The following is a 25143-nucleotide window of genomic DNA, read 5'->3' on the forward strand; positions in this document are numbered from 1 at the left end:
GGCGCGCTCCCGCCCGAAGGCTGGCGGGGCGCGCAAGACGAGAAGCAAGGAGGCACCCTTTGACATATCTCATCGACAGGCGCTTGCAAAGCAAGAATAAATCCGCCGTCAACCGCGAGCGTTTCCTGCGGCGTTACAAGGGCCAGATCAAGGATGCCGTGGGGCGCGCCATTAAGGGGCGCTCGATCACGGACGTCGAGAATGGCGAGAAGGTCAGCATCCCCGTCAAGGACGTGGGCGAACCGTCGTTCGGCCACGCGCATGGCGGCGTATGGGAAGTGGTCAATCCCGGCAACAAGGAATACCTGAAAGGCGACCAGATCGCGCGGCCGAAAGGCGGCGGTGGCGCCGGGCGGGGCAAGGCGGGCAATAGCGACGAGACGACGGAAGACGACTTCATCTTCGAATTGTCGCGCGAAGAATTCATGAATTACTTCTTCGAGGACCTGGAATTGCCGCACATGGTGAAAACCCAGCTGACGGCCACCACGGAATTCAAGAACCAGCGCGCCGGCTACAATATGTCGGGCACGCCATCGAACATCCACGTGCTGCGTTCCCTGCGCGGCGCGCTGGGACGGCGCATCGCCGTCGGCGGCGGCGCCCGCAAGCAGCTGGCGCAGGCCGAGGAAGACCTGGCCGAACTGCTGCACGAAGGCGCGCCCGACAGCGACCCGCTCGTCACGGAACTGCGCCGTTTGATCCACCACTTGCACACGCGCCTGCTGGCCATCCCCTTCATCGACCCGTTCGACTTGCGCTACAGCAACCGCATCAAGGTGCCCAAGCCGATGACGCAAGCCGTCATGTTCTGCATCATGGACGTGTCCGGTTCCATGGACGAATCGCGCAAGGACACGGCCAAGCGCTTCTTCATCCTGTTATATCTGTTCCTCAAGCGCGCCTACGACAAGATCGAGGTGGTCTTCATCCGCCATCATACGGCGGCGGCCGAAGTGGACGAGCATGAATTCTTCAATTCGCGCGAGTCGGGCGGTACCGTCGTATCGTCCGCGCTGCACTTGCTCAACACCATCATCGACGAACGCTATGGCGCCGGGCAATGGAACAGCTATGTGGCGCAGGCGTCCGACGGCGACAACTGGGACAACGATTCCGTGCTGTGCCGGCAATTGCTTATTAATACCATCATGCCCAAGGTGCAGTACTACACCTATGTCGAGATCACGGACGGCCCGCAGCAAAACCTGTGGGAGCAATACGCGGGCGTGCTCGACCATCACGCCCATTTCGCCATGCAAAAGATCGTCACACCGGCCGATATCTACCCGGTCTTCCGCGAACTGTTCAAGAAACAGGTGAAATGATGAGTGCAGCCTTTGACCGCGCCAGCAACACCCCGGGCGAACCGTTCGCGCGCCTGCGCCACCCGAACGCCCTGCCCGAACAGTCGGAATGGACGTTCGAACTGATCGAGCAAATCCACGAGGAAATCCGCCGCGTGGCGAAACAGTTTGGCCTCGACACCTATCCGAACCAGCTGGAAATCATCACAGCCGAGCAGATGATGGATGCCTATACCTCGGTGGGCATGCCCGTTTCCTACAACCATTGGTCGTTCGGCAAGCATTTTTTATCGACCGAGAAAAGCTACAAGCGGGGGCAGATGGGCCTGGCCTACGAGATCGTCATCAACTCGAACCCGTGCATCGCCTATTTAATGGAGGAAAACAGCCTGACCATGCAATCGCTGGTGATCGCGCATGCGGCGTACGGCCACAACTCCTTTTTTAAAGGCAATTACCTGTTCCGCGCCTGGACGGATGCGGACGCCATCATCGACTATATGGTGTTTGCCAAGAATTACATCGCCGAATGCGAACAGCGCCATGGCGTCGACGCCGTGGAATTGCTGCTCGACTCGTGCCATGCCATCCAGAACTATGGCGTGGACCGCTACAAGCGCCCGGCGAAACTGTCGATGGCGAAGGAATATGCGCGCCAGAAAGAGCGCGAAGCCTACGTGCAGTCGCAGATCAACCAGCTGTGGCGCACCCTGCCCCGCCGCGAGGATGAGGAGGAAGAGGAAGACCAGCGCAAGGCCGCGCCCCGCTTTCCGCCAGAACCCGAGGAAAACCTGCTGTACTTCATCGAAAAGTATGCGCCGCTGCTGGAACCGTGGCAGCGCGAGATGGTGCGCATCGTGCGCAAGATTTCCCAGTACTTCTATCCGCAGCGGCAAACCCAGGTCATGAACGAGGGCTGGGCCACCTTCTGGCATTACACGATATTGAACCAGCTGTATGACGAAGGCGTGGTGGGCGACGGTTTCATGATGGAATTTCTGAAAAGCCATACCAACGTGGTCTACCAGCCGCCCATCGACAGCCCGTATTACAGCGGCATCAACCCGTATGCGCTGGGTTTTGCCATGATGAGCGACATCCGCCGCATCTGCGAGCACCCGACCGATGAAGACCGCGCCTGGTTCCCCGACATGGCCGGCAGCGACTGGCGCAAGAGCCTGGACTTTGCCATGCGCAATTTCAAGGATGAAAGCTTCATCGCCCAGTACCTGTCGCCGCGGCTGATCCGCGAATTCCACTTCTTTACGGTGCTCGACGACGACAAGAATGAAAAACTGGCCATTTCCGCCATCCACGACGATGCCGGCTACCGCTACGTGCGCCAGCAACTGGCGGAACAGTACAACCTGGGCAACCGCGAGCCGAATATCCAGGTCTGGTCCGTCAACACGCGCGACGACCGCGCTCTGACCCTGCGCCACACGCAATTCCAGCGCCGCCCGCTGAACCAGCAGGCGGCCGAGGTGCTCAAGCACGTGGCACGGCTGTGGGGCTTCGATGTGCACCTCGATACGGTCGACCCGCAGGGGGCGGTGCTGGGCACCTTGAATTGCCGGCGCGAGAAGCGCAACCGGCGCGATGACCCGGTTGCCAAGCCATGAAATGATTTGTTGATAATAATCAATAGCAAGAATATAAGCGCTTCCTATGCCTATATAGGAATTCAGTATGGCCTGACGGCCTCGAAACGGCTGTCAGGAGCGCCTTTTTTGACCTGGGTGAAGTGCGTTCCGCACCCGTTTGGTGCGCGCGACGGGCTAAGTGGTCTGGTTCCGAGCCAAAACATTTCCAAAAAGAAAGATTTTTCTCCAAATTTAGCAGTTTCCATATTGAATATCACGAAATATAATTCCGCCAGATCGACACATCGGAGAACTTAGCAGCGGTCGCCCAAAACGGCTGTAAAAAACCGATAAGACCGCCTTTTTTTATGTCCGAAAGCGTGCAAAGATGACATAAGCAAGTACGTTTTCAGGGCGCAAAAGCGCCAAAAATTTAACCGGTTTTAGGCGTTAAAAATCTGTGTAAAATAAAGAATTCGTATGTATAATTCGGCGACGTCCCGGATACGGCTGGAGCTTTGTGTCGTCATTTTGGGGTTCAGTTGCAAGACAAGAGATGGTATTTGGAGAAAGCAGGCATGAATTTTTCGAACGAGAAAAGTCCCAAGAACTACACAGGCATAACCGTCGTTGTCCTGCTGCACGTTCTCGCGGCTTACGGGATCGCGACGGGCTTGGGCAAGCGGTTGGTCACCAAAATGATGGAACCGGTTGAAACCAAGATTATCGAGGAAGTCAAACCGCCTCCACCGAAGGATCTTCCACCGCCACCACCGCCGCCAGAAATGAAGGCGCCACCGCCGCCATTCATTCCGCCAGTCGAGGTGAACGTGCAGCAGCCGCCGCCACAGCAGAACGTGATTGCAAATGCGACTGCCGTGAAGCCAGCATCGAATGTATTGGCACCGCCAACGCCGCCAGCACAGCCTGCGCCAACTCCTGGACCAGCCAAATCGGTGCGTACACCGGCCGTGGTTGACTTCAGCGTCTGCGAAAAACCGGCTTATCCAAAGTCGTCGCAGCGTAACGAGGAAACCGGTGTGGTGACACTGTCGTTCCTGATCGGTGTAGACGGCAAGGTCGCTGATTCGAAGATCGTGAAGTCCAGCGGCTTCAGGGACCTGGACAAAGCTGCGGTGCAAGGTATCAGCCGCTGTACATTTAAGCCGGCAACAGTTGACGGCAAGCCGGAACAAGGCTGGCAGCAAATGCAATACGTTTGGTCGCTGGATTAAAACCCGAGACAGTTATCCCCTGTCTCACACTATGATTTCGTTGTCATTACGTTCAGCGATCTGTTATTTTTAATTTTGGAGGAAGCATGTTTAAGAATACCCGTTTGTCCGCATTTTTTGCCGCGGTTCTGTTGTCCGTTACCGCTACTACCGCTCTGGTAGCAGCTCCGGCATTCGCTGACGCGCCAGCATCGGCTGCCGCTTCGGCTCCTGCGGCAGACGCTGCACCAGCACCAGTTGCTGCAGATGCCGCCGCTCCAGCAGCAGCTCCAGCCGCTGATGCAGCCGCTCCAGCCAAAACCGAAGAAGTGCACAACCCGTTCGGCCTGTCCGCAGTATGGGACGGCGGCTTCGTGCCACGCGCCACCCTGATCATCCTGTCCATCATGTCGATCGGCAGCTGGTACATCATCATCACCAAACTGCTGGATCAAATGAAGATCTTCAAGCAAGCTAAAGAAGCCGCTTCCAAATTCTGGAAAGCTCCTTCGATCGCTGCTGGTTCGGCAACCCTGAGCGAAGGCTCGCCATTCCGCTTCATCGCTGAATCGGGCACCAAGGCAACCGCTCACCATGACGGCGCCCTGCTGGAACAGATCGATCTGTCGACCTGGGTGACGATGTCGATCCAGCGCGCTTCGGATAAAGTCCAATCGCGTCTGCAAGATGGCCTGTCGTTCCTGGCAACCGTTGGTTCGACCGCACCGTTTATCGGTCTGTTCGGTACCGTTTGGGGTATTTACGGCGCGCTGACCGCTATCGGCATGACCGGTAACGCATCGATCGATAAAGTTGCAGGTCCAGTTGGTGAAGCACTGATCATGACCGCTTTCGGTCTGCTGGTCGCTGTTCCTGCCGTTCTGGGTTACAACTGGTTGGTTCGTCGTAACAAATCCGCAATGGAAGACATCCGCTCGTTCAGCGCCGACGTTCACTCGGTCCTGGTTTCCGGCGTAATGTCCACCAGCGAAGCTGGCCGTGCTGCCGGCGCTAAAAAGATCGGATAAGAATCATGTCGATGTCCGTCGGCTCCGACAGCGGAGATGAAGATCAAGTAATGTCAGAAATCAACACGACGCCGCTCGTCGACATCATGTTGGTTTTGCTGATCATTTTCTTGATCACCAGTCCGGTTGTCCTCAAATTGCAGAAAATCGATCTGCCGATTGAGGCCAACCAAGCCCTGCAAACCAAGCCAGAGAACGTCAACATCGTTGTTAACAAGGATGGTGAGATTTACCTGGGCCAGACCAGACTGAAAGACACGAACGAACTGTTCGATTATCTTAAAGTTGAAGCAGTGAAAGTACCGCAGCCGGAAGTACACGTTCGTGGCGACCAAGAAACACGCTACGAATCGATCGGCCGGGTTATTTACACGACCCAACGTGCCGGGATCCAGAAGGTCGGCTTCATCACCGAACCACCTGACAAGGGCTGATAGCGACTGACAGCGGCGCCCCGGCAACATGGGGGCGCCACTGACGGAAGCTTGCCGGGCGGCAGTATCGCCCGGTGCTTCGTTGGACTTCTTAAAGGAAACACTATGAGTATGAATGTCGGTTCGGGAAGCGCAGCAGGCGCGGATCCGGAACCAATGATGGAACTGAACATGACGCCCCTCATCGACGTGATGCTGGTGCTGATTATCATGTTGATCATCACGATTCCTAAGCAAAACCACTCGGTGAACCTGAACATGCCGGTCGGCACCCCGCCGCCACCGACAACCGAACCAGTGGTCGTCACGATCGATGTCGATTTTGATGGCACTATCTTGTGGGACAATCAGGTCGTACCTGATCGTAATACGCTGGAAGCCAAGCTGAGCAACGTTGCTGCGCAAGCAGATCAGCCAGAAGTGCATCTGCGTCCTAACAAGCTGGTGGAATACAAAGTCGTCGCCGGTGTGATGGCGTCGGCGCAGCGTCTGGGCGTGACCAAAATCGGTCTGGTCGGCAACGAGCAATTCCAGTAAGCTGTAGCAATCAGGTTATCTTTACATCCGAATAGGCAGGACTTCCTGCCTATTCGCTTTTTACTGAAAGACTTTCTCATGTCCAAGTTTCGTCTCGCTCATCTCGGCCTCGTCATGGCCGCTATCGGTTTTACCGCAGCAACTCCCGTAATCGGCCTGGGCTCGCTGGCATATGCCGCGGACACCGTGCGTGCCGAAGTGGGCAAGCCATTGCAAGAAGCGCAAAAACTCGCTGGCAGCGGCAAAAACAAGGAAGCACTGGCCAAGCTGCGCGAAGCTGACAGCGTCGGCGGCAAGACCGCCTTTGAAAGCTACCAGATCGAACGCGTGCGCGCCTCGGCTGCCGCCGCCGCTGGCGACAACGGCACCGCCATCAAGGCTTTTGAAGCCGTCATCAATTCCGGCCGCCTGAGCGCCGCCGAAGCCCCCAAATTCACGCAAGCGCTGGCAGGCATGTACTACCGCGCCAAGGATTGGCCAAACACCATCACCTGGATCAAACGCTCGCTGAAAGACCGCGAAGATCCACAGATGCGCGAACTGCTGATCCAGACCTACTACGTCAGCGGCAACTTCGCCGAAGCGGCAAAAGAACTGCAAGCGCGCGGCGGCAACTCGGAAGCGAGCCTGCAAATGCTGGCCAACATCCAGTTGAAGCAAAACGACAAGGGCGGCTACGTCGCCACCCTGGAAAAACTGGCATCGAGCTATCCGAAAACCAGCTACTGGGCCGACCTGCTGAACCGCGTTTCGGGCAAACCTGGCTTCTCGCAACGCCTGGGCCTGGATGTCCAGCGCCTGCGCCTGGCCAACGGCCTGTTCAGCAAGCCTTCCGAATACATGGAAATCAGCCAGCTGGCCCTGCAAGCAGGCAATCCTGGCGAAGCGCTGAGCATCATCGAGCAAGGCTACAAAAAAGGCGTGCTGGGTACCGGCGCCGATGCGCCACGTCACCAGCGTCTGAAAGACCTGGCCCTGAAAACCCAGGCTGACCTGAAAGCCAACGCGGCCAAGTCGGAAGCGGAATACACCAAGAACAAGGACGCCGACAGCTTGAGCAAGCTGGGCTTCGCCCTGGTCTACGATGGCCAGGCCGAAAAAGGTCTGGGCTTGATGAACGACGCCGTGAAGCTGGGCACCGCCAAGTATGCGGAAGAAGCCAAGCTGCACCTGGGCATCGCCTACATCCACGCCGGCAAGAAGTCCAACGCCACGACGGCTCTCAAAGCCGTCAAGGGCACGGATGGCGCGGCTGACCTGGCCCGCTACTGGACCTTAATGAATAAATAAGACAACACCGCCAAGGCGTTGTCGGGCAGCTAGTCGAGTGCCATCCAAAAGCGTTGCCAGCATACCCGCCGGCAACGCTTTTTATCATTTCAGCAGTGAAATTCGCCCTGCGTCCACCCTGCCGGGTGTGCATCCCTGAAACAGTCCGTATAATCCCCCTTTTGGCACAGTTTTTCATCAGATTCCTATGAAGGTATTCCGCGGACTTCCCAATGCCCAGGCACGAGCGCCTTGCGCTCTGACCATCGGCAATTTTGACGGTGTCCACATCGGCCATCAAGCCTTGCTGGCGCGCGTGCGCGGCGCGGCGACCGAACTCGGCATTGAAGCGGCCGTGATGACGTTCGAACCGCACCCGCGCGAATTCTTCGCGCAGCGCGCGGGCGACCTGTCCAAGGCCCCGCAGCGCATCGCCAACTTGCGCGACAAGCTGCAATCGCTGGATGACGCCGGCATCGACCGTGTCGTCGTCGAGCACTTCAGCGCCCAGTTCGCCGCCTTGACGCCGCAGGAATTCACGGAAAAAGTCCTCGTCGACGGCTTGCACGTGAAATGGCTGATGGTCGGCGACGACTTTTGCTATGGCGCCCGGCGCGCCGGCGACGTGGCCATGCTGCAGGAAGCGGGCCGCAAATATGGTTTCCATGTAGAAACATTGCCTACCGTGATGAACGGCAGCACGCGCATCTCGTCGTCCGCCGTGCGCCTGGCGCTGGCCGCCGGCGATTTCCCGCTGGCCACGCAGCTGCTGGGCCATCCGTACGCCATTTCCGGCCATGTCATCCACGGGCAGAAACTGGGCCGCACCCTCGGTTTCCCCACCCTGAACCTGCGCGTGGCGCATCGTCCCGCCCTGTCCGGCGTCTTCATCGTGCAAGTGCACGGCCTGGCGCCGCAGCCGCTGCCGGCCGTGGCCAGCCTCGGCGTGCGCCCCACCGTCGACGACAGCGGCCGCGTCTTGCTGGAAGTGCATCTGTTTGATTTCAATCAATCCTGCTACGGCAAGCTGGTGCGCGTGGAATTCCTGGAAAAGCTGCGCGACGAAGAAAAGTACGACGACTTGCCCACCCTGACGGCCGCCATCGAGCGCGACTCGAACCAGGCGCGCGCCTATTTTGAGCAGCGCAGCGGCGCCATTACCGCCACCGACCGAATTTGACGCCGGCCAACTCCGCCGCCTGGCGGCACTTGCCGTCGCAAACCCGCTGCAAAAATATACTCCATACCATTAAAGAAGATTATGTCCGATCAAAACAAGCCAGCCACGCCCAAGCAGAACAAGAAGCCTGAAAGCAAATACCCGGTCAACATGACGGAAACCCCGTTCCCGATGCGCGGCGATATGGCCAAGCGCGAGCCGCAATGGGTACAGCAATGGCAAGACAAGAAAATCTACGAGCGCGTGCGCAAGGCTGCCGCCGGCCGTCCGAAATTCATCCTGCATGACGGCCCGCCGTACGCGAATGGCGATATCCACCTGGGCCACGCCGTCAACAAGATCCTGAAGGACATGGTCGTCAAGTCGCGCTCGCTGGCCGGCTTCGACGCGCCGTATGTACCGGGCTGGGATTGCCACGGCATGCCGATCGAGATCCAGATCGAAAAACTGCACGGCAAGAACCTGCCGACGGCCGAAGTGCTGGAAAAGGCCCGCGCCTACGCCAACGTGCAGGTCGAGCGCCAGAAGAAAGACTTCATCCGCCTGGGCGTGCTGGGCGAGTGGGACAACCCGTACCTGACCATGGCGCACGGCAATGAAGCCGACGAATTGCGCGCGCTGGGCAAGCTGCTGGAAAAAGGCTATGTGTACCGCGGCCTGAAACCCGTCAACTGGTGCTTCGACTGCCAGTCGGCGCTGGCCGAGGCGGAAGTGGAATACGCGGAAAAGCGCGATCCCGCCATCGACGTCGGATTCAAGTTCGCCGAGCCGGAAAAACTGGCAGCCGCCTTCGGCCTGCCTTCCCTGCCGACCGATAACGGTTTCATCGTCATCTGGACCACCACGCCGTGGACCATCCCGTCGAACCAGGCGCTGAACGTGCACCCGGAAGTCAAATACGCGCTGGTGAAAGCCGAGCGCGATGGCCAGCCGCTGCTGCTGATCCTGGCGCAAGACCTGGTCGTCGCCAGCCTGGCGCGCTTCAAGCTCGATGGCACGACTATCGCCACCTGCGACGGCGCGGCCCTGGCCGGCATCAGCTTCCGCCACCCGCTGCATGCGGCCGACGCCTTCTACGACCGCCTGTCGCCCTTGTACCTGGCCGAATACGTGACCACGGAAAGCGGCACGGGCGTGGTGCACTCGGCGCCAGCCTACGGCCTGGACGACTTCATCTCGTGCAAGGCGCACGGCATGAAGGACGACGACATCATCAAACCCGTCATGGGCGACGGCAAGTTCGCCTCGACCCTGCCCCTGTTCGGCGGCATGACCATCTGGGAAGCATCGAAGCCGATCTGCAACGCCCTGCGCGAAGCCGGTGCGCTGTTCGAAGTCAAGATGTTCGACCACAGCTACATGCATTGCTGGCGCCACAAGACGCCGATCATCTACCGCGCCACCTCGCAGTGGTTCGCCGGCATGGACGTGACGCCGAAGGACGGCGGCGCGACCTTGCGCGAAACGGCCTTGAAAGGCATCGCCGACACCGAGTTCTTCCCCGACTGGGGCCAGGCGCGCCTGCACGGCATGATCGCCAACCGTCCCGACTGGACCCTGTCGCGCCAGCGCCAGTGGGGCGTGCCGATGGCCTTCATCGTGCACAAGGAAACGGGCGACCTGCATCCGCGCACGCCGGAACTGCTGGAGCAAGTGGCCAAGCTGATCGAAAAAGGCGGCATCGAGGCATGGCAGGCGCTAGACCTGGCTGACCTGATCGGCGACGAAGCGGCCATCTACGCGAAGAACAAGGATACGCTGGACGTGTGGTTCGATTCCGGCGCCACGCACCAGACGGTGCTGGGCGGCCCGCAAGCACACGGTTCGCACTCGACGCAGCTGCAATTCCCGGCCGACCTGTACCTGGAAGGCTCGGACCAGCATCGCGGCTGGTTCCACTCGTCGCTGCTCGTGTCGTCGATGCTCAATGGCCGTCCGCCATATAAAGCGCTGCTGACGCACGGCTTCACGGTCGATGGCGAAGGCAAGAAGATGTCGAAGTCGCTGGGTAACACGCTGGCGCCGCAAAAGATCTCGGACACCCTGGGCGCGGACATCCTGCGCCTGTGGATCGCCTCGACCGACTACACGGGCGAACTGTCGATCTCCGACGAAATCCTGAAACGCGTGACGGAATCGTACCGCCGCATCCGCAACACCCTGCGCTTCCTGCTGGCGAACACCTCGGACTTCAATCCGGCCACGGACGCCGTGCCGGTGGCCGAGATGTTCGAAATCGACCGCTATGCGCTGGCCAACATGGCCTCGCTGCAAACGCAGATCGAGAACAACTACGCGCGCTACGAATTCCACCCGGTCGTGTCGAAGCTGCAGACGTACTGCTCGGAAGACCTGGGCGGCTTCTACCTGGACATCCTGAAGGACCGCCTGTACACCTCCGGCCTGACGTCGCACGCGCGCCGTTCCGCGCAGACGGCCCTGTGGCACATCACGCAAAGCCTGCTGCGCCTGATGGCCCCGGCCCTGTCGTTCACGGCAGAGGAAGCGTGGGCCGTCTTCGCCGGCAGCGAAGCGTATGCCGCCAGCGATGAAACCATCTTCACGCAAACCTGGTGGCAGCTGCCGGAAGTGGCGGATGCGGCCGACCTGCTGGAGAAATACACGGCCCTGCGCGCCGTGCGCACGGACGTCACAAAACAGCTGGAAGACTTGCGCACCTCGGGCGCCATCGGCTCGTCGCTGCAGGCGGAACTGACGATCAAGGCCGCGCCGATGAAGTACAAGCTGTTGACGACCCTGGGCGACGACTTGAAGTTTGTCTTCATCACCTCGCAGGCAAGCGTGGCCGAAGTGGCCGACGAAGCGGCCGAGGAAGTGGTCGTGGCCGCGTCGACGGCGCCGAAGTGCGAGCGCTGCTGGCACTACCGCAGCGACGTGGGCACGGACGCCGCGCATGCCACCCTGTGCGGCCGCTGCGTCAGCAACCTGTTTGGCAAGGGCGAAGTTCGCCGCTTCGCCTAAACAACGGCGTCAAAATCTGCTGCGCGTCGCGATTTGCGGCCTGCGATGCTCACCGTACTAGAGTACGGTTGCGCTTCTCGGCCACAAATCGCTGCCGCTCGCTACGATTTTGCCCGCCGTTGTATGCTATCCGTCCAACCGCCGCCTGCTGCCAGGCGGCGGCTTTATCTTCCCTGGAAAAATATGGCCACTAAAAACCGTTTTTCATCGAAACCGCAATCGCCGCTGACGCTGTGGCTGGGCATTGCCGCCATCGTCATCCTGTTCGACCAGATCACCAAGATCACGATCCTGAAGACCTTCCGCTATGCGCAGGAAATGGTCATCACCTCGTATTTCAACCTGGTGCTCGCGTATAACAAGGGCGCCGCATTCAGCTTCCTGTCCGACCAGGGCGGCTGGCAGCGCTATTTCTTCACCGGCATCGCCCTGGCGGCCGCCATCTACATCATCTACCTGCTGAAAAAGCACGCGGGCCAGCGCATGTTCTGCTGGGCCCTGTCGCTGATCCTCGGCGGCGCGCTGGGCAACGCCATCGACCGCCTGATGTACGGCCACGTGGTCGATTTCCTCGACTTCCACTGGAAAAGCTGGGGCCATTTCCCCGCTTTCAATATCGCCGACAGCGCCATCTGCATCGGCGCGGCCCTGTTCATCATCGATGAACTGCGCCGGGTAAACAAATAAACACGCAGGAGAACGGCATGGAACTGTCCGGCAAAAAAATCGTCCTGGGACTCTCGGGCGGCGTCGCCTGCTACAAGGCGGCGGAATTGTGCCGCGCGCTCACAAAAGCAGGCGCCTCGGTGCAGGTGGTGATGACGGATGCGGCCAGCCACTTCATCACGGCCGTCACGATGCAGGCCCTGTCCGGCCACCCCGTGCACACGAGCCAGTGGGATGCGCGCATAGCCAACAACATGGCGCATATCGATTTGACGCGCCATGCGGACGCGATTTTGATCGCGCCGTGTTCGGCCGACTTCATGCGCAAGCTGGCGCACGGCGTGTGCGACGACCTGCTGTCGACCCTGTGCCTGGCCCGTCCATCCCACCTGCCCCTGCTGGTGGCGCCGGCCATGAACGTGGAAATGTGGCAAAACCCCGCCACGCAACGCAATGTGCAGCAGCTGCGCGACGACGGTATCAAGCTGTTCGGCCCGGCCGCCGGCGAACAGGCGTGCGGTGAAACAGGCCTGGGCCGCATGCTGGAACCGGAACAGCTGCTGACGGAGCTGATCGCCGCCTTCCAGCCGAAGGTATTGGCGGGCAAGCGCGTGCTGGTCACGGCCGGCCCCACGTTCGAAGCCATCGACCCCGTGCGCGGCATCACCAATCTGTCCTCGGGCAAGATGGGCTATGCGGTGGCGCGCGCGGCGCGCGAAGCGGGCGCCGAGGTGCTGCTCATTTCCGGCCCCACGGCCCTGGACGCCCCCTTCGGCGTGCGCCGCATCGACGTGCAAAGCGCGCAGCAGATGCACGACGCGGTACTCGCCCACGTCGACGGCCAGCATGTCTTCGTCGCCGTGGCCGCCGTGGCCGACTGGCGCGTGGCCAACGCCAGCGAACAAAAGATGAAAAAACAGGCCGACGGCTCCGTGCCCGAACTGCAGTTCGCGCAAAACCCCGACATCCTGGCCACTGTGGCGGCGCGCACCAACCTGGCCGGCTATCCGTACTGTGTCGGTTTTGCCGCCGAATCGGAAAACCTGGTGGAATTCGGCTCGACCAAGCGCGAAAAGAAGGGCATCCCCTTGCTGGTCGGCAATATCGGCCAGAACACCTTTGGCCAGGATGACAACACCATCATCCTGTTCGACGAAGAAGGCCATACCGTGCTGCCGCGCGCCTCGAAACTGAACCTGGCGCGCCAGCTGATTTCGGAAATCTCGAAGCGGCTGGCCAAGAATTCGCTGCTCAAATAACCTTTTACACGACTTAGCTTAGTTAGTTAGATTAATGAAAAATATCGACATCAAGATCCTCGACGCCCGCATGAAAGAAATGCTGCCGGCCTACGCCACCCCAGGCAGCGCCGGCCTGGACCTGCGCGCCTGCATCGACGAGGCGATCACCATCGAAGCCGGCCAGACCGTGCTCATTCCCACGGGCCTGGCCATCCACATCGGCGACCCCTCGTATGCGGCCATGATCCTGCCGCGCAGCGGCATGGGCCACAAAAACGGCATCGTATTGGGGAATCTGGTAGGCTTGATCGACTCCGATTACCAGGGCCAGCTGATGGTATCGACCTGGAACCGGGGCCAGAGCGCTTTCACGCTCAATCCCATGGAACGCCTGGCGCAACTGATTATCGTGCCGGTGCTGCAAGTGGGCTTTAACGTCGTCGAGGAATTCGGCGACAGCGAACGCGGTGTTGGCGGTTTCGGCAGCACCGGCAAACATTAAGGATTTTCTCATGCCAGGTTTCCGCCATCTGATCACAGCCCCAACTTCGCTGCGCCAACTGGCCACTCCCCTGCTGCTGGCCGGCGCGGCCATGCTGGCCGGCTGCACTACGCCAACGACGCATGTCAGCGGCCCGTTCAACGTGGTGCCGGCGCCCGATGCGCCCGCCCCGACGGCGCAGCAAAAGGCGGCGCAGGAAGAACTGGTGAAGATGGTAGCGCTGCAGGACCGCCTGTCGAAAGTCTCGGCGCCCCTGCTGATCAACAATGCGGACCTGTGCAAGACGTATGCGCGCAACCTGCTGGGCTTCACGGCGCAGAACAAGTATTCCTACCCCGGCATCTATGCCGACGCGGCGCAGGCGGCCCTCGGCTACGGCGAACAGATGCAGGTCTCCGGCGTTTTGCCGGGCAGCGGCGCGGCGCGCGCCGGCTTGCGCAAGGGCGACGGCTTGCTGGCAGCCGAAGGCAAGCCGCTGCCGGCCGGCCCGAAGGCGGAAGGCCCGTTTGGCGCCATCGTCGGCCCGCTGGCCTCGAAAAGCGCAAGTCTGAACATGACCATCGCCCGCGATGGCCAGCAGCAGGACCTGAAGATTCCCGTCACGCGCGCCTGCGCCTTCCGCGTCGCCCTGGGCAATGCGGACAATATCAACGCCTACTCGGACGGCGCGCGCATCATGCTCACGCGCGGCATGGTCAATGCGGCGCAAAACGATGAAGGCATCGCCTTTGTCATCGCCCGCGAAATGGCGCACAACATCCTCGACCACGCGCGCAGCCAGCGCACGGCAGGGACGGCCGGCAGCATCATAGACAGCCTGGGCGCCGTGCAGCCCGACGTGTCGATGCTGACGGGCGCCGCCGGCATCAAGGCCATGCCGCAGGAACTCGACGTGCAAGCCGACACCCTGGCCATCTACCTGCTGGCGCGCGCCGGCTACAACGTCGACAACGCGGCCCGCTTCTGGCAGCGCCTGGCCACGCAAGTGCCGGCCACAGTCGCCAACGGCTACACGGCGCTGCATCCGGGCACCAACTCGCGCATGGCCGCCGTCAACCGCGCCGTCACCGACGTGCGCGCCAAGCAGGCGGCGAAGAAGCCGCTCAAGCCTTAGAACGCCTGCCATAAGCTACTGCGCGTCGCGCTTTGCGGTCTGCGATGCTCACTGTGCTCAATCCTGATCAAACAGGGTTTGCTCAGGCTCCCGGGAAGTTGGGGAAGTAGGTGCCCATGATCCAGGTCAGGGCACCGCAGAACACCACGGCTAAGAACAGGACAATGAGCAGCTTGCCGAACTTGGGAATACCCTCTTCTTGCGTCTTGACTTCATTTGACATGAAAATTCTCCGCAGGGTGGTGGAACAGGTAGTATATCCACAATCTTGAATACTTTTCCATACTTTGCCGCAAACATGCGGCATGTAACTCGCGCGCGCCATGGACAGCATCGACCTTGAAGTTCTGAAAACCAGCGCCGCCTGGCTCGCCGCCGGCCGCCGCTGCGAACTCGTCACCGTCATCAAGACCTGGGGTTCCAGCCCCCGCCCCGTGGGCGCCACCCTGGCCATCTGCGACGATGGCACGGTGGTCGGTTCCGTCTCCGGTGGCTGCATCGAAGATGACCTGATCGACACCGTGCGCGTGCACGGCATCGTGCGCACGCGGCCCGAAATCGTCAGCTACGGCATCAGCGCCGACGAGGCGCACCGCTTCGGCCTGCCCTGCGGCGGCACCATCGAACTGGCCATCGAGCCGCTGCACGCGGGCAGCCGCGTGGCTGAACTGCTGGCGCGCCTGGAAGCCCATGAACTCGTCGAGCGCCGCCTCGATCTGGATACCGGCGCCGTCACCCTGCAGCGCGCCACGCCGGGCGCCGTGCTGGCCCTGGAAGACGGGGCGCTCACCACGCAGCATGGCCCGCGCTGGCGCCTGCTGATCATCGGCGCCAGCCAGCTGTCGCGCTTCGTGGCGCAAATCGCCATGGCCATGGATTACCATGTCATCGTCTGCGATCCGCGCGAGGAATACCGGGGCGGCTGGAACGTACCGGGCGTGCCCCTGCTGCACGCCATGCCGGACGACCTGGTGCTGGAATTAAAGCTCGACAGCCGCAGCGCCGTCGTCGCCCTCACGCACGACCCCAAGCTCGACGACCTGGCCCTGATGGAAGCATTGAAATCCCCAGCGTTCTACGTGGGCGCCATCGGCTCGCGCGCGAATAACGCCAAGCGGCGCGAACGGCTGCTGCAGTTCGACGTCAGCGCCGAGCAGCTGGCGTGCCTGCACGGCCCCATCGGCCTGTACATCGGCAGCAAGACGCCGGCCGAAATCGCCATTTCCATCCTGGCCGAACTGACGGCCGTGAAAAACGGCGTGCCCGATGCGCTGCAAATCCAGCACGCGGCCGCCTTGACGCCGCCCAATCCTGACCTCTGCGTGCGCTGAAGCGTGAAAAGCAAGAAACGGGATGCGCCAGCATCGTCCCCCTGATACCTTCCCTGACTTTGGCCCGCCATGACCCTGCTGCACTGGACCCTCCCCCTGCCCGCCGGCTACCGCCGCGACGATGTCATCGCCTTCCACAGCCGGGATACGCAAGCCGTGGCGGAACAAGTCACGCCGACAGGCCTGCGCAAGGGCATCCTGCTTGCCGGCGTCCCCGTCGTACTGGACGTGGCCTTCACGCAGGATGCCGCCATCTGCCAGGCAGACCTCGACGACAATGACGACACCGTCGCCGACCTGCAAACGCCGCTGCACGGCGCCCTGCTGAACATCCTCGGCATGCGCATCGACCCGCAGCCATTCGCGCAACTGGCCGCCGCCGACCCGCTGCTGGCGCCCTTGATCCACGTCAATCCGGGCTTGCGCATCGTGCAATCGGCCAGCCCCTTCGAAGCGCTGACCTGGGCCATCATCGGCCAGCAGATCAACCTGCCGTTCGCCATCGCCCTGCGCCGCACCTTCATCGTGCAGGCGGGACGCCAGCATGGCAGCGGCTTGTGGTGCTACCCGGAGGCGCGCGACGTGGCGCGGCTATCCGTCCAGGATTTGACGAGCCGCAAATTCTCGCGCGCCAAGGCGGAAACCGTGCTGCGCCTGGCGCATCTCGTCAACGATGGGGAACTGTCGCTGGAGCTGCCTCCTTCCGGCGACGTGGCGGCCATTTCGCAGGCGCTGCTGGCCGTGAAGGGCATCGGCCCGTGGACCGTCAATTACGCGCTGCTGCGCGGCTACGGCTATGCCGACTGCTCGCTGCACGGCGACGTGGCCATCCGCGCCGCCCTGCAAAAGCTGCTCGGCGAAGAGGTCAAGCCGGACATGGCGCGCACGGAGCAGTGGCTGCGCCAGTACGCGCCGCACCGCACCATGGCCGCCGCCCACCTGTGGGCCAGCCTGCACGCGCCGGAAAAAAATATTTTGCCGGCCGGGGAATAAACGGCGGGCGGCACGCGTCTATCCTTTGCAAGCCCCCAAAACCTCAAGGAGACCACCATGCGCTTTACCACTTTTGCCGCCACCGCCCTTTTCACCGCCTTGTCCGCCCCGCTGGCCTTTGCCGCCGACGCCATGCCCGCCAACGGCATGCTGGTCAACGCCAGCGGCATGACCGTGTATGTGTTCGACAAGGATGTCGCCGACAGCGGCAAGAGCGCCTGCAGCGGCGGCTGCCTGGTGGCCTGGCCCGCCGTCATCGCCACCGAAGCGGCGCCCGCCGCCCCGTATGGCAGCATCAAGCGCGAAGACAACGGCGCCATGCAGCTGACCTACAAGGGCAAGCCCCTGTACCTGTACAAGGAAGACAAGAAACCGGGCGACGCGGCCGGCGACAATTTCAAGAACGTGTGGCACGTCGTCAAGCCTTAAGCACGCCATCCCGCCGCCACGATGACCACGCAAGAGGACAGCCGCCAGCTGCAAGCCTGCCTGCCCGGCCTGCGCCGCTATGCGCGCGCGCTGGCGGGCGCCGCGCACGCGGACGACCTGGTGCAGGACACCGTGGAGCGGGCCTGGCGCAAGTTCGACCAGTGGCAGCGCGGTGGCGAGATGCGGCCCTGGCTGTTTTCCATCATGCATAACCTGCACGTGGATCAACTGCGCCGCCCCGGCCTGGCGCTGCAGGAGCTCGACGACGACGCCCTGCTGCCCGCGCCGGAGCGCGCGCCGGGACAGGCCATCGCCATCGGCGAAATGGATGCGGCGCTGGCCCGTTTGCCGCTGGGGCAGCGCGAAGTCATCCTGCTCGTCGCGCTGGAGCAGATGCCGTACGAACAGGTGGCGTCCACGCTGGGCATCCCCGTCGGCACCGTCATGTCGCGGCTGTCGCGCGGGCGCGAGCGGCTGCGCGGACTACTCGACGGCCGCCCCGCCGGCAGCCAAGGCGCCCCTACCCTGAAAGTCGTGAAATGACAATGCAAGCCATCAGCGAAGCGCAATTGCACGCCCTGGCCGACGGCGTCCTGCCCGAGGAGCAGCGCGCATCCATCGACGCCCACCTGCGCGCGCATCCCGAGGACGCCGCCAGGGTGGACGCGTGGCGCGAACAGAACCGGCAATTGCGCGCGCTGTTCGATCCCGTGCTGGACGAAGCCGTGCCGCCGGCCCTGCGGCAGGCGTCATCGCCAGCGGCGGCGAACGGCGCCTGGCGCCGCCCCGCCATGCAGGCGGCAGCGGCCATCGTGCTGCTCATCGCCGGCGGCGCGGGCGGCTGGCTGCTGCGCGGCAGCGATGGCACGAGCGCCAGCGCCAGCCCCCTGACCCTGGCGCGCAGCGCCGCCATCGCCCATGCCGTCTACACGCCCGAAGTGCGCCACCCCGTCGAGGTCGGAGCGGCGCAGGAAGCGCACCTGGTGCAATGGCTGTCGAAACGCCTGGGCACGCAACTGCAGCCGCCCGCGCTGTCGCCACTCGGCTATCACCTGATCGGCGGGCGCTTGCTGCCCGGCGATGGCGATGGCCCCGTTGCGCAATTCATGTACGAAGATGGCGGTGGCAAGCGCCTGACCCTGTACGTGGCCAAGGAACGGGCGGGCAGGCAGGAAACGGCTTTCCGCTATACGCAGGAAAAGGACCTGAGCGTGTTTTACTGGATCGACGGCCAGCTCGGTTATGCCCTCTCGGCGAACCTGCCCAAACGGGAACTGGGCAAGATCGCCGACGCCGTGTACGCGCAGCTGGAGCAGGCCCGCTAAGCCCCTCCATCCATGCGCAAGTGCGCTGAACGCCAGCCCGGCATCAGCCCAGCGCGCGCTTGAGTTCCGCATATGCGTCGACCAGCCGCTCCTTCGAATAGCCGCGATTGAGGCCACTCGGATTGGGCAAGATCCACGCGCGCGCGCCGCCGAAGCGCTCTGGCTGCTCACCCCACGCCAGCTGGCGTTTTCCCGTCATCGCCGCGTAGGCGGCCTTGCCCAGGAAGGCGATCCACTGCGGCTGCGCCCATGCCAGCTTGTGCCGCAGGCCCGCCGCCGCTTGCGCAAATTCGTCCGCCCCCACCTGGTCCGCGCGGCTGGTCGGGCGCCCGACGGCCGCCGTCAAGCCCAGCCCGAAACCGAGCACGCTGGCATCGTCCTGCGGCGCCACCAGGTGCGGCGTGAAGCCGGCCAGGTGCAGCACGGGCCAGAAGCGGTTGCCGCGGCCGAGAAAATGGTGGCCGGCCGCCGCCGCGTCCACGCCGGGATTGAGGCCGCAAAAAACCACCTGCAAGCCGGGAGCGAGGATGTCGGGCAAGCCCGGCGCCGTTGTGGGGTATGTCATGGAAAACTCCGATATCAGAAACCGCAGTATGCCACCGGCGCCATCTCCTGCAGCGCAGGGCGAGCGGTGCTACCATCCCCTACTGATGCGCTAATCCGTCTGGCGGATGGCCGTCGCGCTGTCCCGCACCATCCCCACTCCGAGGAATACACATGACGACCCTGACCATCAATGGCAAGCAGCACGACCTTGCACTGCCTGAAGACACGCCCCTGCTGTGGGCCCTGCGCGACGAACTGGGCATGACCGGCACCAAATTCGGCTGCGGCATGGCCCTGTGCGGCGCCTGCACCGTGCACCTCGATGGCGAAGCCATCCGCTCCTGCGTGACGCCCATGTCGGCCGCCGCAGGCAAGAAGATCACCACCATCGAAGCGGTGGGCGAAGACAAGGTCGGCCTTGCGCTGCAACAAGCCTGGCAGGAACACGGCGTGCCACAATGCGGTTACTGTCAGGCCGGGCAAATCATGTCGGCCACGGCCCTGCTCCACAAGACGCCAAGACCGAACGACCAGCAAATCCGCGAAGCGATGAGCGGTAATATCTGCCGCTGCGGCACCTACACGCGCATCCACGCGGCCATCAAGCAGGCCGCAAGCAGCATCCACGCAAAAGGAGCGGCCAAATGAGCATGCATGACACTGCCGCCGCACATTCGCCTGCGCGGCGCAACTGGCTCAAGGCCGCCGGCGCGCTGGCCGGCTTGACCCTGGTGGCCGGCCCTTCCGGCCTCGTGATGGCGGCCGATGCCGTCAAATACGGCGGCGACAATATGGCTGGCGGCGTGGTCGACGACACCCTGGTCTTCCTGTCGATCGGCGCCGACGGCATCGTCACCATCGTGGCGCACCGCTCCGAAATGGGCCAGGGCATCCGCACCAGCCTGCCCATGGTGGCGGCCGACGAACTGGGCGCCGACTGGGCGCAGGTGCGCGTGCAGCAGGCGCCCGCCGACGAAGCGCGCTACGGCAGCCAGGATACGGACGGCTCGCGCAGCATGCGCCACTCGTTCCGCGCCATGCGCCACGTGGGCGCCACAGCGCGCCTGATGCTGGAAACGGCGGCCGCCGTGCGCTGGGACGTACCCGTGACCGAAGTGAAAGCCGTCAATCACGCGGTCGTGCATGCGGCCAGCGGACGCTCGCTGTCCTTCGGCCCGCTGGCCGAAGACGCGGCCAGATTGCCCGTGCCGCCACGCGCGCGCATCAGCCTGAAAACGGCGGGCGAGCTGCGCTACATCGGGCAAACCAGCACGCGCGGCATCGACTTGCACGACATCGTCACGGGCAACACCCACTTCGGCATCGACACGCGCCTCGATGGCATGGCGTATGCCGTCATCGCCCGTCCGCCCGTCTTCGGCGGCAAGCTGAAAAGCGTGGACAAGACGGCGGCCCTGAAAGTGCCGGGCGTGCTGCGCATCGTCGAACTGGCGGGCAGCCCGCCGCCGGCCATGTTCAATCCCCTGGGCGGCGTGGCCGTCATCGCCAGCAACACCTGGGCCGCCATCAAGGGCCGCGAAGCGCTGGTGCTGGAATGGGACGACGGTCCGAATGGCGGCTACGATTCGAAAGCCTTCCGCAAGACGCTGGAAGCGGCCGTGCGCCAGCCGGCCAACCCGGCGCGCGACCAGGGCAAGACGGTGGCGACCTTGGCCGCCGCTCCCGCCGCGCGAAAATTCAGCGCCGAGTACTATCTGCCCCACCTGGCCCACGCCACCATGGAGCCGCCCGCCGCCACCGTGCGCATCGCCAACGGCAAGGCCGAAGTGTGGGCCTGCGTGCAGGCGCCGCAGGCGACACGCAGCAACGTGGCCAAGGCCCTGGGCCTGACGTATGACGACGTGACCGTCCACGTGACCCTGCTCGGCGGCGGCTTCGGGCGCAAATCGAAACCCGATTTCGCCGTCGAGGCGGCACTGCTGTCGAAAGCCATGGATGGCGCGCCCGTCAAGCTGACGTGGACGCGCGACGACGACCTGCAGCACGACTACCTGCATACGGTATCGGTCGAACGGCTGGAAGCGTCGCTCGACGCGAAAGGCATGCCGACGGCCTGGCTGCACCGCACGGCCGCCCCCACCATCACGTCGACCTTCGCCGCCGGTGCGAACAAACAGGCGCCGTTCGAACTGGGCATGTCGGCCATCAACGTGCCGTTCGCCATTGCGAACATCCGCGTCGAAGTGCCGGAAGTGCCGGCCCACACGCGCATCGGCTGGTTCCGTTCCGTGTCGAACATCCCGCACGCGTTTGCCATCCAGTCGTTCACGGCCGAACTGGCGCATGCGGCGAAGAAGGACCACCGCGACTACCTGCTGGCGCTCCTGGGCCCCGCGCGCAAGATCAACCCGGCCGACCTGTCCGACGGCTGGAACTATGGCGAAGATCCGGCGAAGTATCCGGTCGATATCGGCCGCATGCGCCACGTGATCGAGCTGGCGACGGCCAAGGCGGGCTGGGGCCGCAAGCTGCCCAAGGGACGGGGCCTGGGTCTGGCCGTGTCCTACAGTTTCGTTACCTGTGTGGCGGCCGTGATCGAAGTGGAGATCAATGCGGCCGGCGAAGTCATCGTGCCGAGGGTCGACATCGCCATGGATTGCGGCCCGCAGATCAACCCGGACCGCGTGCGCTCGCAGATCGAGGGCGCCTGCATCATGGGCCTGTCCCTGGCCATGAGCGGCGAAATCAGCTTTAAAAATGGCCGGGTCGAGCAAAGCAATTTCCACGACTACGCCGTGCTGCGCGCGGCCGACGCGCCGCGCGTGATCCACACGCACCTGGTGCCGGGCACCCTGGACATGGAGCTGGGCGGCGTGGGCGAGCCGGCCACGCCGCCGATCGCGCCCGCCCTGTGCAACGCCATCTTCGCCGCCACGGGCAAGCGCATCCGCGCCCTGCCCGTGGGCATGCAACTGGCGAAGAAAGGCTAGCCGCGCCGCGCCGCCGGCAACTGCAGCAGCAACGCTGCGGCGGCGACCAGGGCGGCGCCGGCCGCCAGCAGCCACATGGGCCAGTCCAGCAGGAGCAGCACCCCGCCCGTGGCGGCGCCGATGGCGCTGCCCAGGTACAGCGCCGATTCGTTGAGGGCGATGGCCAGGTTGCCGTCGCCCTGGCGCGCACGCACGGCCAGCAGTTGCTGGTTTTGCGGCACTTGCAGGGCCCAGCCGGCCGCGCCCCACAGCACGATAGGCGCCAGCATCAGCCAGGCCGACCAGCCGGCCGCCAGCGGCAGCGCGCCCAAGGCCAGCGCCAGCAGCAGCAAGATGAGCCAGGTCAGTTTCGGCGCCGCCGCCTTGTCCGCCCATGGCCCGACCAGCACGCTGCCAACGATGCCCCCCACGCCCCAGGCCCACAGGAAGGGCGTGGCGGAGATCGCTGCGCCCTGCGCCGACCACGCCAGCAACGGCGCAATGAAGGTGTACATGCCCAGGCTGGCGATGGCCGCCAGCAGCGACACGAGCAGGATGGCCAGCACCTGCCCGTCGGCCAGCAAGGCCAGTTTGCGGCGCAGCGAGATGGCCGGCGCGGACGATGCGGCAGGCAGCGCGGGCAGCTTCCACAGCAAGCCCGCCAGCGCCAGCGCACCGAGAAGCGCCACCAGCCACAGGGCCGCGGCCCAGCCCAGCTGCTGCGCCAGCAGCAAACTCAAAGGCACGCCCAGCACCGTGCCGCCCGCCATGCCGCCCATGATCGCGCCGATGGCCTTGCCCCGCTGCTGCGGCGCCGACACGCCGGCCGCCGCCGCGATGCCCAGCGCCAGGTATACGCCCGCACCGATGCCGGCGATGGCGCGCCACACCAGCAAACCGCTGAAACCGGGCGCCAGCGCGCTGGCCCCGTTCGCCAGCACGAACACGCCCAGGGCGACCAAAAGGCCGGAGCGCTGCGCGCGCGCCGGCAGCAAGGCCACCATCAGCGGCGAGCCGAGGCCATAGGCCAGCGTAAACGCCGTCACCAGCTGCGCCGCCATCGCCAGGGAAACGGAGAACGCGCCGGCGATCATCGGCATCAGGCCTGCCGTCACATACGACGCCATGCCCAGCGCGAACGCGCCCACGGCGATCAGATAGACGGTGGCGGGCAGCACGGCGGCGGAAGTGCCAGTACTGGCGTGAGAAGAATAATCGGACATGGGCAAGCCTTCGGGAAGAAAGCAGGCATTCTGGAATACAATATAAACAATTACAATTTAACTGTTTATGCTATTACTGATAGCAACAGGCTTACCTTGAAGGCAGCACCATGCGCACTTTGGCCCGCACCCGCCACGAACTGGCCGCCTACCTGCAGGCGCGCCGCGCACGCCTGTCGCCGGAAGACGTGGGCTTGCCCGGCGGCGGGCGGCGCAGGACGCCCGGCTTGCGCCGCGAAGAAGTGGCGGCGCTGGCCGGCGTGGGGCTGACCTGGTACACCTGGCTGGAACAGGGGCGCGACATCGGCGTCTCCAGCGCCTTTCTCGACAAGCTGGCCGAAGTGCTGAAACTGGACGCGGGCGAACGCCGCCACCTGTTCCTGCTCGCGCATGCGCGTCCGCCGGCCGAAGAAGGCAAGACGTTTTGCGTGGTGCCGCCGCCGGTGCGCCGCCTGATGCACGAACTGGCGCATCCCGCGTATGTGCTCAACCTGCGCTGGGACGTGCTGGCGTTCAATGCGGGCGCGGACGCCCTGTTCGGCTTCGGCGCGCATGTGCCGGCGCGGCGCAATCTGCTGTGGCTCTTGTTTACCGATCCACTGCTGCGCTCGCGCTTCATCGGCTGGGAAGAGCAGGCGCCGCTGATGTTGTCGAGCTTTCGCCGCGACTATGCGCGCGCCACGCAGGAAGCGGACATTCACGCGCTCGTGGACGAACTGGAAAAGGTCTCGCCCGAATTCAAGCTGTGGTGGCGCCGCCACGACGTGCATGCGCCATGTGCCGGCGTGCGCCGCCTGGACGTCGGCGGCGAAGGCATCGCGTATGAGCACACCTCGCTGACCATCGACGCGGACCGCCACCTGCGGCTGGTGGTGTATGCGCGCCAGGTGCCAGAGTAAACACTGCCGCACAACGAAAAAACCGCTGACCCTCTTGCGAGGAATCAGCGGCTTCGAATTGGTTGCGGGGACAGGATTTGAACCTGTGACCTTCGGGTTATGAGCCCGACGAGCTGCCAGACTGCTCCACCCCGCAGCAGAATTATATACCAGATTGTTGCGAGGCGTAAAGGGCAAAATTTGACAATTGCATGCGCGTCCCGCCTCGCGGCGATTGCCGATGGATAGAAGATGAAGAGCGCCAGGCGGAAATGAAAAAAGCCGCCGATCTTTTGCAAGAATCAGCGGCTTTCCGGTATTGGTTGCGGGGACAGGATTTGAACCTGTGACCTTCGGGTTATGAGCCCGACGAGCTGCCAGACTGCTCCACCCCGCACAAGAATTATAAGGGCAAACAGGTGGCTTAGGCA

At 63.2% G+C, this 25143-nt stretch carries 24 protein-coding genes and 2 tRNA genes; 21 read left to right on the forward strand and 5 right to left on the reverse strand.

The genetic code is table 11. The annotated features are described in order from the left end of the window. Positions 1-59 precede the first annotated feature (59 nt). The 13 genes from O3298_RS03735 to O3298_RS03795 all read left to right on the forward strand — a co-directional run bounded on the left by O3298_RS03735 (position 60) and on the right by O3298_RS03795 (position 15057). Positions 60-1328 carry a YeaH/YhbH family protein gene (locus O3298_RS03735; protein WP_077407911.1) on the forward strand — a complete coding sequence of 423 codons (1269 nt, stop codon included), beginning with the start codon at positions 60-62 and terminating at the stop codon, positions 1326-1328. Continuing rightward, positions 1328-2929 carry a SpoVR family protein gene (locus O3298_RS03740; protein WP_099666828.1) on the forward strand — a complete coding sequence of 534 codons (1602 nt, stop codon included), beginning with the start codon at positions 1328-1330 and terminating at the stop codon, positions 2927-2929. Before O3298_RS03735 ends, O3298_RS03740 begins: the two co-directional genes overlap by 1 nt. A 539-nt stretch (positions 2930-3468) precedes the next feature. Beyond that, positions 3469-4125 (forward strand): energy transducer TonB, encoded by a 657-nt coding sequence (locus O3298_RS03745; protein ID WP_289911227.1) that lies wholly within the window; start codon positions 3469-3471, stop codon positions 4123-4125. Positions 4126-4211: 86 nt separating this feature from the next. After that, on the forward strand, positions 4212-5132 hold the full coding sequence (locus O3298_RS03750; RefSeq protein WP_180278707.1) for a MotA/TolQ/ExbB proton channel family protein: 921 nt from the start codon (positions 4212-4214) through the stop codon (positions 5130-5132). A 5-nt stretch (positions 5133-5137) separates the two neighbouring features. Continuing rightward, positions 5138-5566 (forward strand): biopolymer transporter ExbD, encoded by a 429-nt coding sequence (locus tag O3298_RS03755; RefSeq protein WP_071075811.1) that lies wholly within the window; start codon positions 5138-5140, stop codon positions 5564-5566. Positions 5567-5671: 105 nt separating this feature from the next. Then, positions 5672-6103, forward strand: coding sequence for a biopolymer transporter ExbD (locus O3298_RS03760; protein WP_170840419.1), 432 nt, complete (start codon positions 5672-5674; stop codon positions 6101-6103). 78 nt (positions 6104-6181) lie between these two features. Then, positions 6182-7393, forward strand: coding sequence for a hypothetical protein (locus tag O3298_RS03765; RefSeq protein WP_099666826.1), 1212 nt, complete (start codon positions 6182-6184; stop codon positions 7391-7393). A 187-nt stretch (positions 7394-7580) separates the two neighbouring features. Next, positions 7581-8552, forward strand: a complete 972-nt coding sequence (locus tag O3298_RS03770) for a bifunctional riboflavin kinase/FAD synthetase (RefSeq protein WP_077407919.1) — start codon at positions 7581-7583, stop codon at positions 8550-8552. 81 nt (positions 8553-8633) lie between these two features. Next, complete coding sequence (gene ileS / locus O3298_RS03775; RefSeq protein WP_289898672.1) at positions 8634-11534, forward strand: isoleucine--tRNA ligase; 2901 nt, start codon at positions 8634-8636, stop codon at positions 11532-11534. A gap of 183 nt (positions 11535-11717) precedes the next feature. Then, positions 11718-12221, forward strand: a complete 504-nt coding sequence (gene lspA, locus O3298_RS03780) for a signal peptidase II (protein ID WP_077407922.1) — start codon at positions 11718-11720, stop codon at positions 12219-12221. Positions 12222-12238: 17 nt separating this feature from the next. Continuing rightward, on the forward strand, positions 12239-13459 hold the full coding sequence (gene coaBC / locus O3298_RS03785; protein WP_099666824.1) for a bifunctional phosphopantothenoylcysteine decarboxylase/phosphopantothenate--cysteine ligase CoaBC: 1221 nt from the start codon (positions 12239-12241) through the stop codon (positions 13457-13459). Between the two features lie 34 nt (positions 13460-13493). Continuing rightward, entirely contained in the window at positions 13494-13943 is a 450-nt protein-coding gene (gene dut, locus O3298_RS03790; protein WP_099666823.1) for a dUTP diphosphatase, read from the forward strand. Between the two features lie 10 nt (positions 13944-13953). Beyond that, entirely contained in the window at positions 13954-15057 is a 1104-nt protein-coding gene (locus tag O3298_RS03795; RefSeq protein WP_305058547.1) for a M48 family metallopeptidase, read from the forward strand. Positions 15058-15139: 82 nt separating this feature from the next. On the opposite strand, the gene O3298_RS03800 is transcribed toward O3298_RS03795, so the two are convergent. After that, on the reverse strand, positions 15140-15280 hold the full coding sequence (locus O3298_RS03800) for a hypothetical protein (RefSeq protein WP_162835767.1): 141 nt from the start codon (positions 15278-15280) through the stop codon (positions 15140-15142). A 100-nt stretch (positions 15281-15380) separates the two neighbouring features. On the opposite strand from O3298_RS03800, the gene O3298_RS03805 reads away from it, so the two are divergent. From O3298_RS03805 to O3298_RS03825, 5 genes are all read left to right on the forward strand, one after another. Continuing rightward, positions 15381-16388, forward strand: a complete 1008-nt coding sequence (locus O3298_RS03805) for an XdhC family protein (RefSeq protein ID WP_305058548.1) — start codon at positions 15381-15383, stop codon at positions 16386-16388. A gap of 69 nt (positions 16389-16457) precedes the next feature. After that, positions 16458-17381, forward strand: coding sequence for a DNA-3-methyladenine glycosylase (locus O3298_RS03810; protein ID WP_305058549.1), 924 nt, complete (start codon positions 16458-16460; stop codon positions 17379-17381). A 57-nt stretch (positions 17382-17438) separates the two neighbouring features. Continuing rightward, positions 17439-17810, forward strand: a complete 372-nt coding sequence (locus O3298_RS03815; protein WP_289916882.1) for a hypothetical protein — start codon at positions 17439-17441, stop codon at positions 17808-17810. 21 nt (positions 17811-17831) lie between these two features. Further along, a complete protein-coding gene (locus O3298_RS03820; protein ID WP_305058550.1) occupies positions 17832-18353 on the forward strand; it encodes an RNA polymerase sigma factor in 522 nt (173 codons plus the stop codon). After that, positions 18350-19135, forward strand: a complete 786-nt coding sequence (locus O3298_RS03825; RefSeq protein WP_305058551.1) for an anti-sigma factor — start codon at positions 18350-18352, stop codon at positions 19133-19135. The genes O3298_RS03820 and O3298_RS03825 overlap by 4 nt, the downstream gene beginning before the upstream one ends. 43 nt (positions 19136-19178) lie before the next feature. Here O3298_RS03825 and mug read toward each other — a convergent pair whose 3' ends face one another. After that, positions 19179-19700: a G/U mismatch-specific DNA glycosylase gene (mug, locus tag O3298_RS03830; protein WP_305058552.1), complete on the reverse strand. Its 522-nt coding sequence runs from the start codon at positions 19698-19700 to the stop codon at positions 19179-19181. A gap of 152 nt (positions 19701-19852) precedes the next feature. On the opposite strand from mug, the gene O3298_RS03835 reads away from it, so the two are divergent. Continuing rightward, positions 19853-20329, forward strand: coding sequence for a (2Fe-2S)-binding protein (locus O3298_RS03835; RefSeq protein WP_289903870.1), 477 nt, complete (start codon positions 19853-19855; stop codon positions 20327-20329). Then, a complete protein-coding gene (locus O3298_RS03840) occupies positions 20326-22632 on the forward strand; it encodes a xanthine dehydrogenase family protein molybdopterin-binding subunit (protein ID WP_305058553.1) in 2307 nt (768 codons plus the stop codon). The genes O3298_RS03835 and O3298_RS03840 overlap by 4 nt, the downstream gene beginning before the upstream one ends. Here O3298_RS03840 and O3298_RS03845 read toward each other — a convergent pair. Further along, positions 22629-23834 carry an MFS transporter gene (locus O3298_RS03845; RefSeq protein ID WP_305058554.1) on the reverse strand — a complete coding sequence of 402 codons (1206 nt, stop codon included), beginning with the start codon at positions 23832-23834 and terminating at the stop codon, positions 22629-22631. The genes O3298_RS03840 and O3298_RS03845 overlap by 4 nt on opposite strands. Before the next feature lie 110 nt (positions 23835-23944). Here O3298_RS03845 and O3298_RS03850 point away from each other — a divergent pair, with 110 nt between their 5' ends. After that, positions 23945-24733 carry a helix-turn-helix transcriptional regulator gene (locus O3298_RS03850; RefSeq protein WP_305058555.1) on the forward strand — a complete coding sequence of 263 codons (789 nt, stop codon included), beginning with the start codon at positions 23945-23947 and terminating at the stop codon, positions 24731-24733. 59 nt (positions 24734-24792) lie between these two features. Here the strand turns inward: O3298_RS03850 and O3298_RS03855 are convergent. Together O3298_RS03855 and O3298_RS03860 are read right to left on the reverse strand one after the other, a co-directional pair. Further along, positions 24793-24869 (reverse strand) — tRNA-Met (locus O3298_RS03855). 163 nt (positions 24870-25032) lie between these two features. Next, positions 25033-25109, reverse strand: a tRNA-Met gene (locus O3298_RS03860). Positions 25110-25143: the final 34 nt, after the last annotated feature.

It is taken from the genome of Janthinobacterium sp. SUN137 (assembly GCF_030587265.1).
In the GTDB taxonomy this organism is placed as follows: Bacteria; Pseudomonadota; Gammaproteobacteria; order Burkholderiales; family Burkholderiaceae_D; genus Janthinobacterium; species Janthinobacterium kumbetense.

Coding starts and splice junctions, on each gene's coding strand:
- O3298_RS03740 (WP_099666828.1), top strand. CDS start 1,328: ATGAGTGCAGCCTTTGACCGCGCCAGCAACACCCCGGGCGAACCGTTC.
- O3298_RS03745 (WP_289911227.1), top strand. CDS start 3,469: ATGAATTTTTCGAACGAGAAAAGTCCCAAGAACTACACAGGCATAACC.
- O3298_RS03750 (WP_180278707.1), top strand. CDS start 4,212: ATGTTTAAGAATACCCGTTTGTCCGCATTTTTTGCCGCGGTTCTGTTG.
- O3298_RS03755 (WP_071075811.1), top strand. CDS start 5,138: ATGTCGATGTCCGTCGGCTCCGACAGCGGAGATGAAGATCAAGTAATG.
- O3298_RS03760 (WP_170840419.1), top strand. CDS start 5,672: ATGAGTATGAATGTCGGTTCGGGAAGCGCAGCAGGCGCGGATCCGGAA.
- O3298_RS03765 (WP_099666826.1), top strand. CDS start 6,182: ATGTCCAAGTTTCGTCTCGCTCATCTCGGCCTCGTCATGGCCGCTATC.
- O3298_RS03770 (WP_077407919.1), top strand. CDS start 7,581: ATGAAGGTATTCCGCGGACTTCCCAATGCCCAGGCACGAGCGCCTTGC.
- ileS (WP_289898672.1), top strand. CDS start 8,634: ATGTCCGATCAAAACAAGCCAGCCACGCCCAAGCAGAACAAGAAGCCT.
- lspA (WP_077407922.1), top strand. CDS start 11,718: ATGGCCACTAAAAACCGTTTTTCATCGAAACCGCAATCGCCGCTGACG.
- coaBC (WP_099666824.1), top strand. CDS start 12,239: ATGGAACTGTCCGGCAAAAAAATCGTCCTGGGACTCTCGGGCGGCGTC.
- dut (WP_099666823.1), top strand. CDS start 13,494: ATGAAAAATATCGACATCAAGATCCTCGACGCCCGCATGAAAGAAATG.
- O3298_RS03795 (WP_305058547.1), top strand. CDS start 13,954: ATGCCAGGTTTCCGCCATCTGATCACAGCCCCAACTTCGCTGCGCCAA.
- O3298_RS03800 (WP_162835767.1), bottom strand. CDS start 15,280: ATGTCAAATGAAGTCAAGACGCAAGAAGAGGGTATTCCCAAGTTCGGC.
- O3298_RS03805 (WP_305058548.1), top strand. CDS start 15,381: ATGGACAGCATCGACCTTGAAGTTCTGAAAACCAGCGCCGCCTGGCTC.
- O3298_RS03810 (WP_305058549.1), top strand. CDS start 16,458: ATGACCCTGCTGCACTGGACCCTCCCCCTGCCCGCCGGCTACCGCCGC.
- O3298_RS03815 (WP_289916882.1), top strand. CDS start 17,439: ATGCGCTTTACCACTTTTGCCGCCACCGCCCTTTTCACCGCCTTGTCC.
- O3298_RS03820 (WP_305058550.1), top strand. CDS start 17,832: ATGACCACGCAAGAGGACAGCCGCCAGCTGCAAGCCTGCCTGCCCGGC.
- O3298_RS03825 (WP_305058551.1), top strand. CDS start 18,350: ATGACAATGCAAGCCATCAGCGAAGCGCAATTGCACGCCCTGGCCGAC.
- mug (WP_305058552.1), bottom strand. CDS start 19,700: ATGACATACCCCACAACGGCGCCGGGCTTGCCCGACATCCTCGCTCCC.
- O3298_RS03835 (WP_289903870.1), top strand. CDS start 19,853: ATGACGACCCTGACCATCAATGGCAAGCAGCACGACCTTGCACTGCCT.
- O3298_RS03840 (WP_305058553.1), top strand. CDS start 20,326: ATGAGCATGCATGACACTGCCGCCGCACATTCGCCTGCGCGGCGCAAC.
- O3298_RS03845 (WP_305058554.1), bottom strand. CDS start 23,834: ATGTCCGATTATTCTTCTCACGCCAGTACTGGCACTTCCGCCGCCGTG.
- O3298_RS03850 (WP_305058555.1), top strand. CDS start 23,945: ATGCGCACTTTGGCCCGCACCCGCCACGAACTGGCCGCCTACCTGCAG.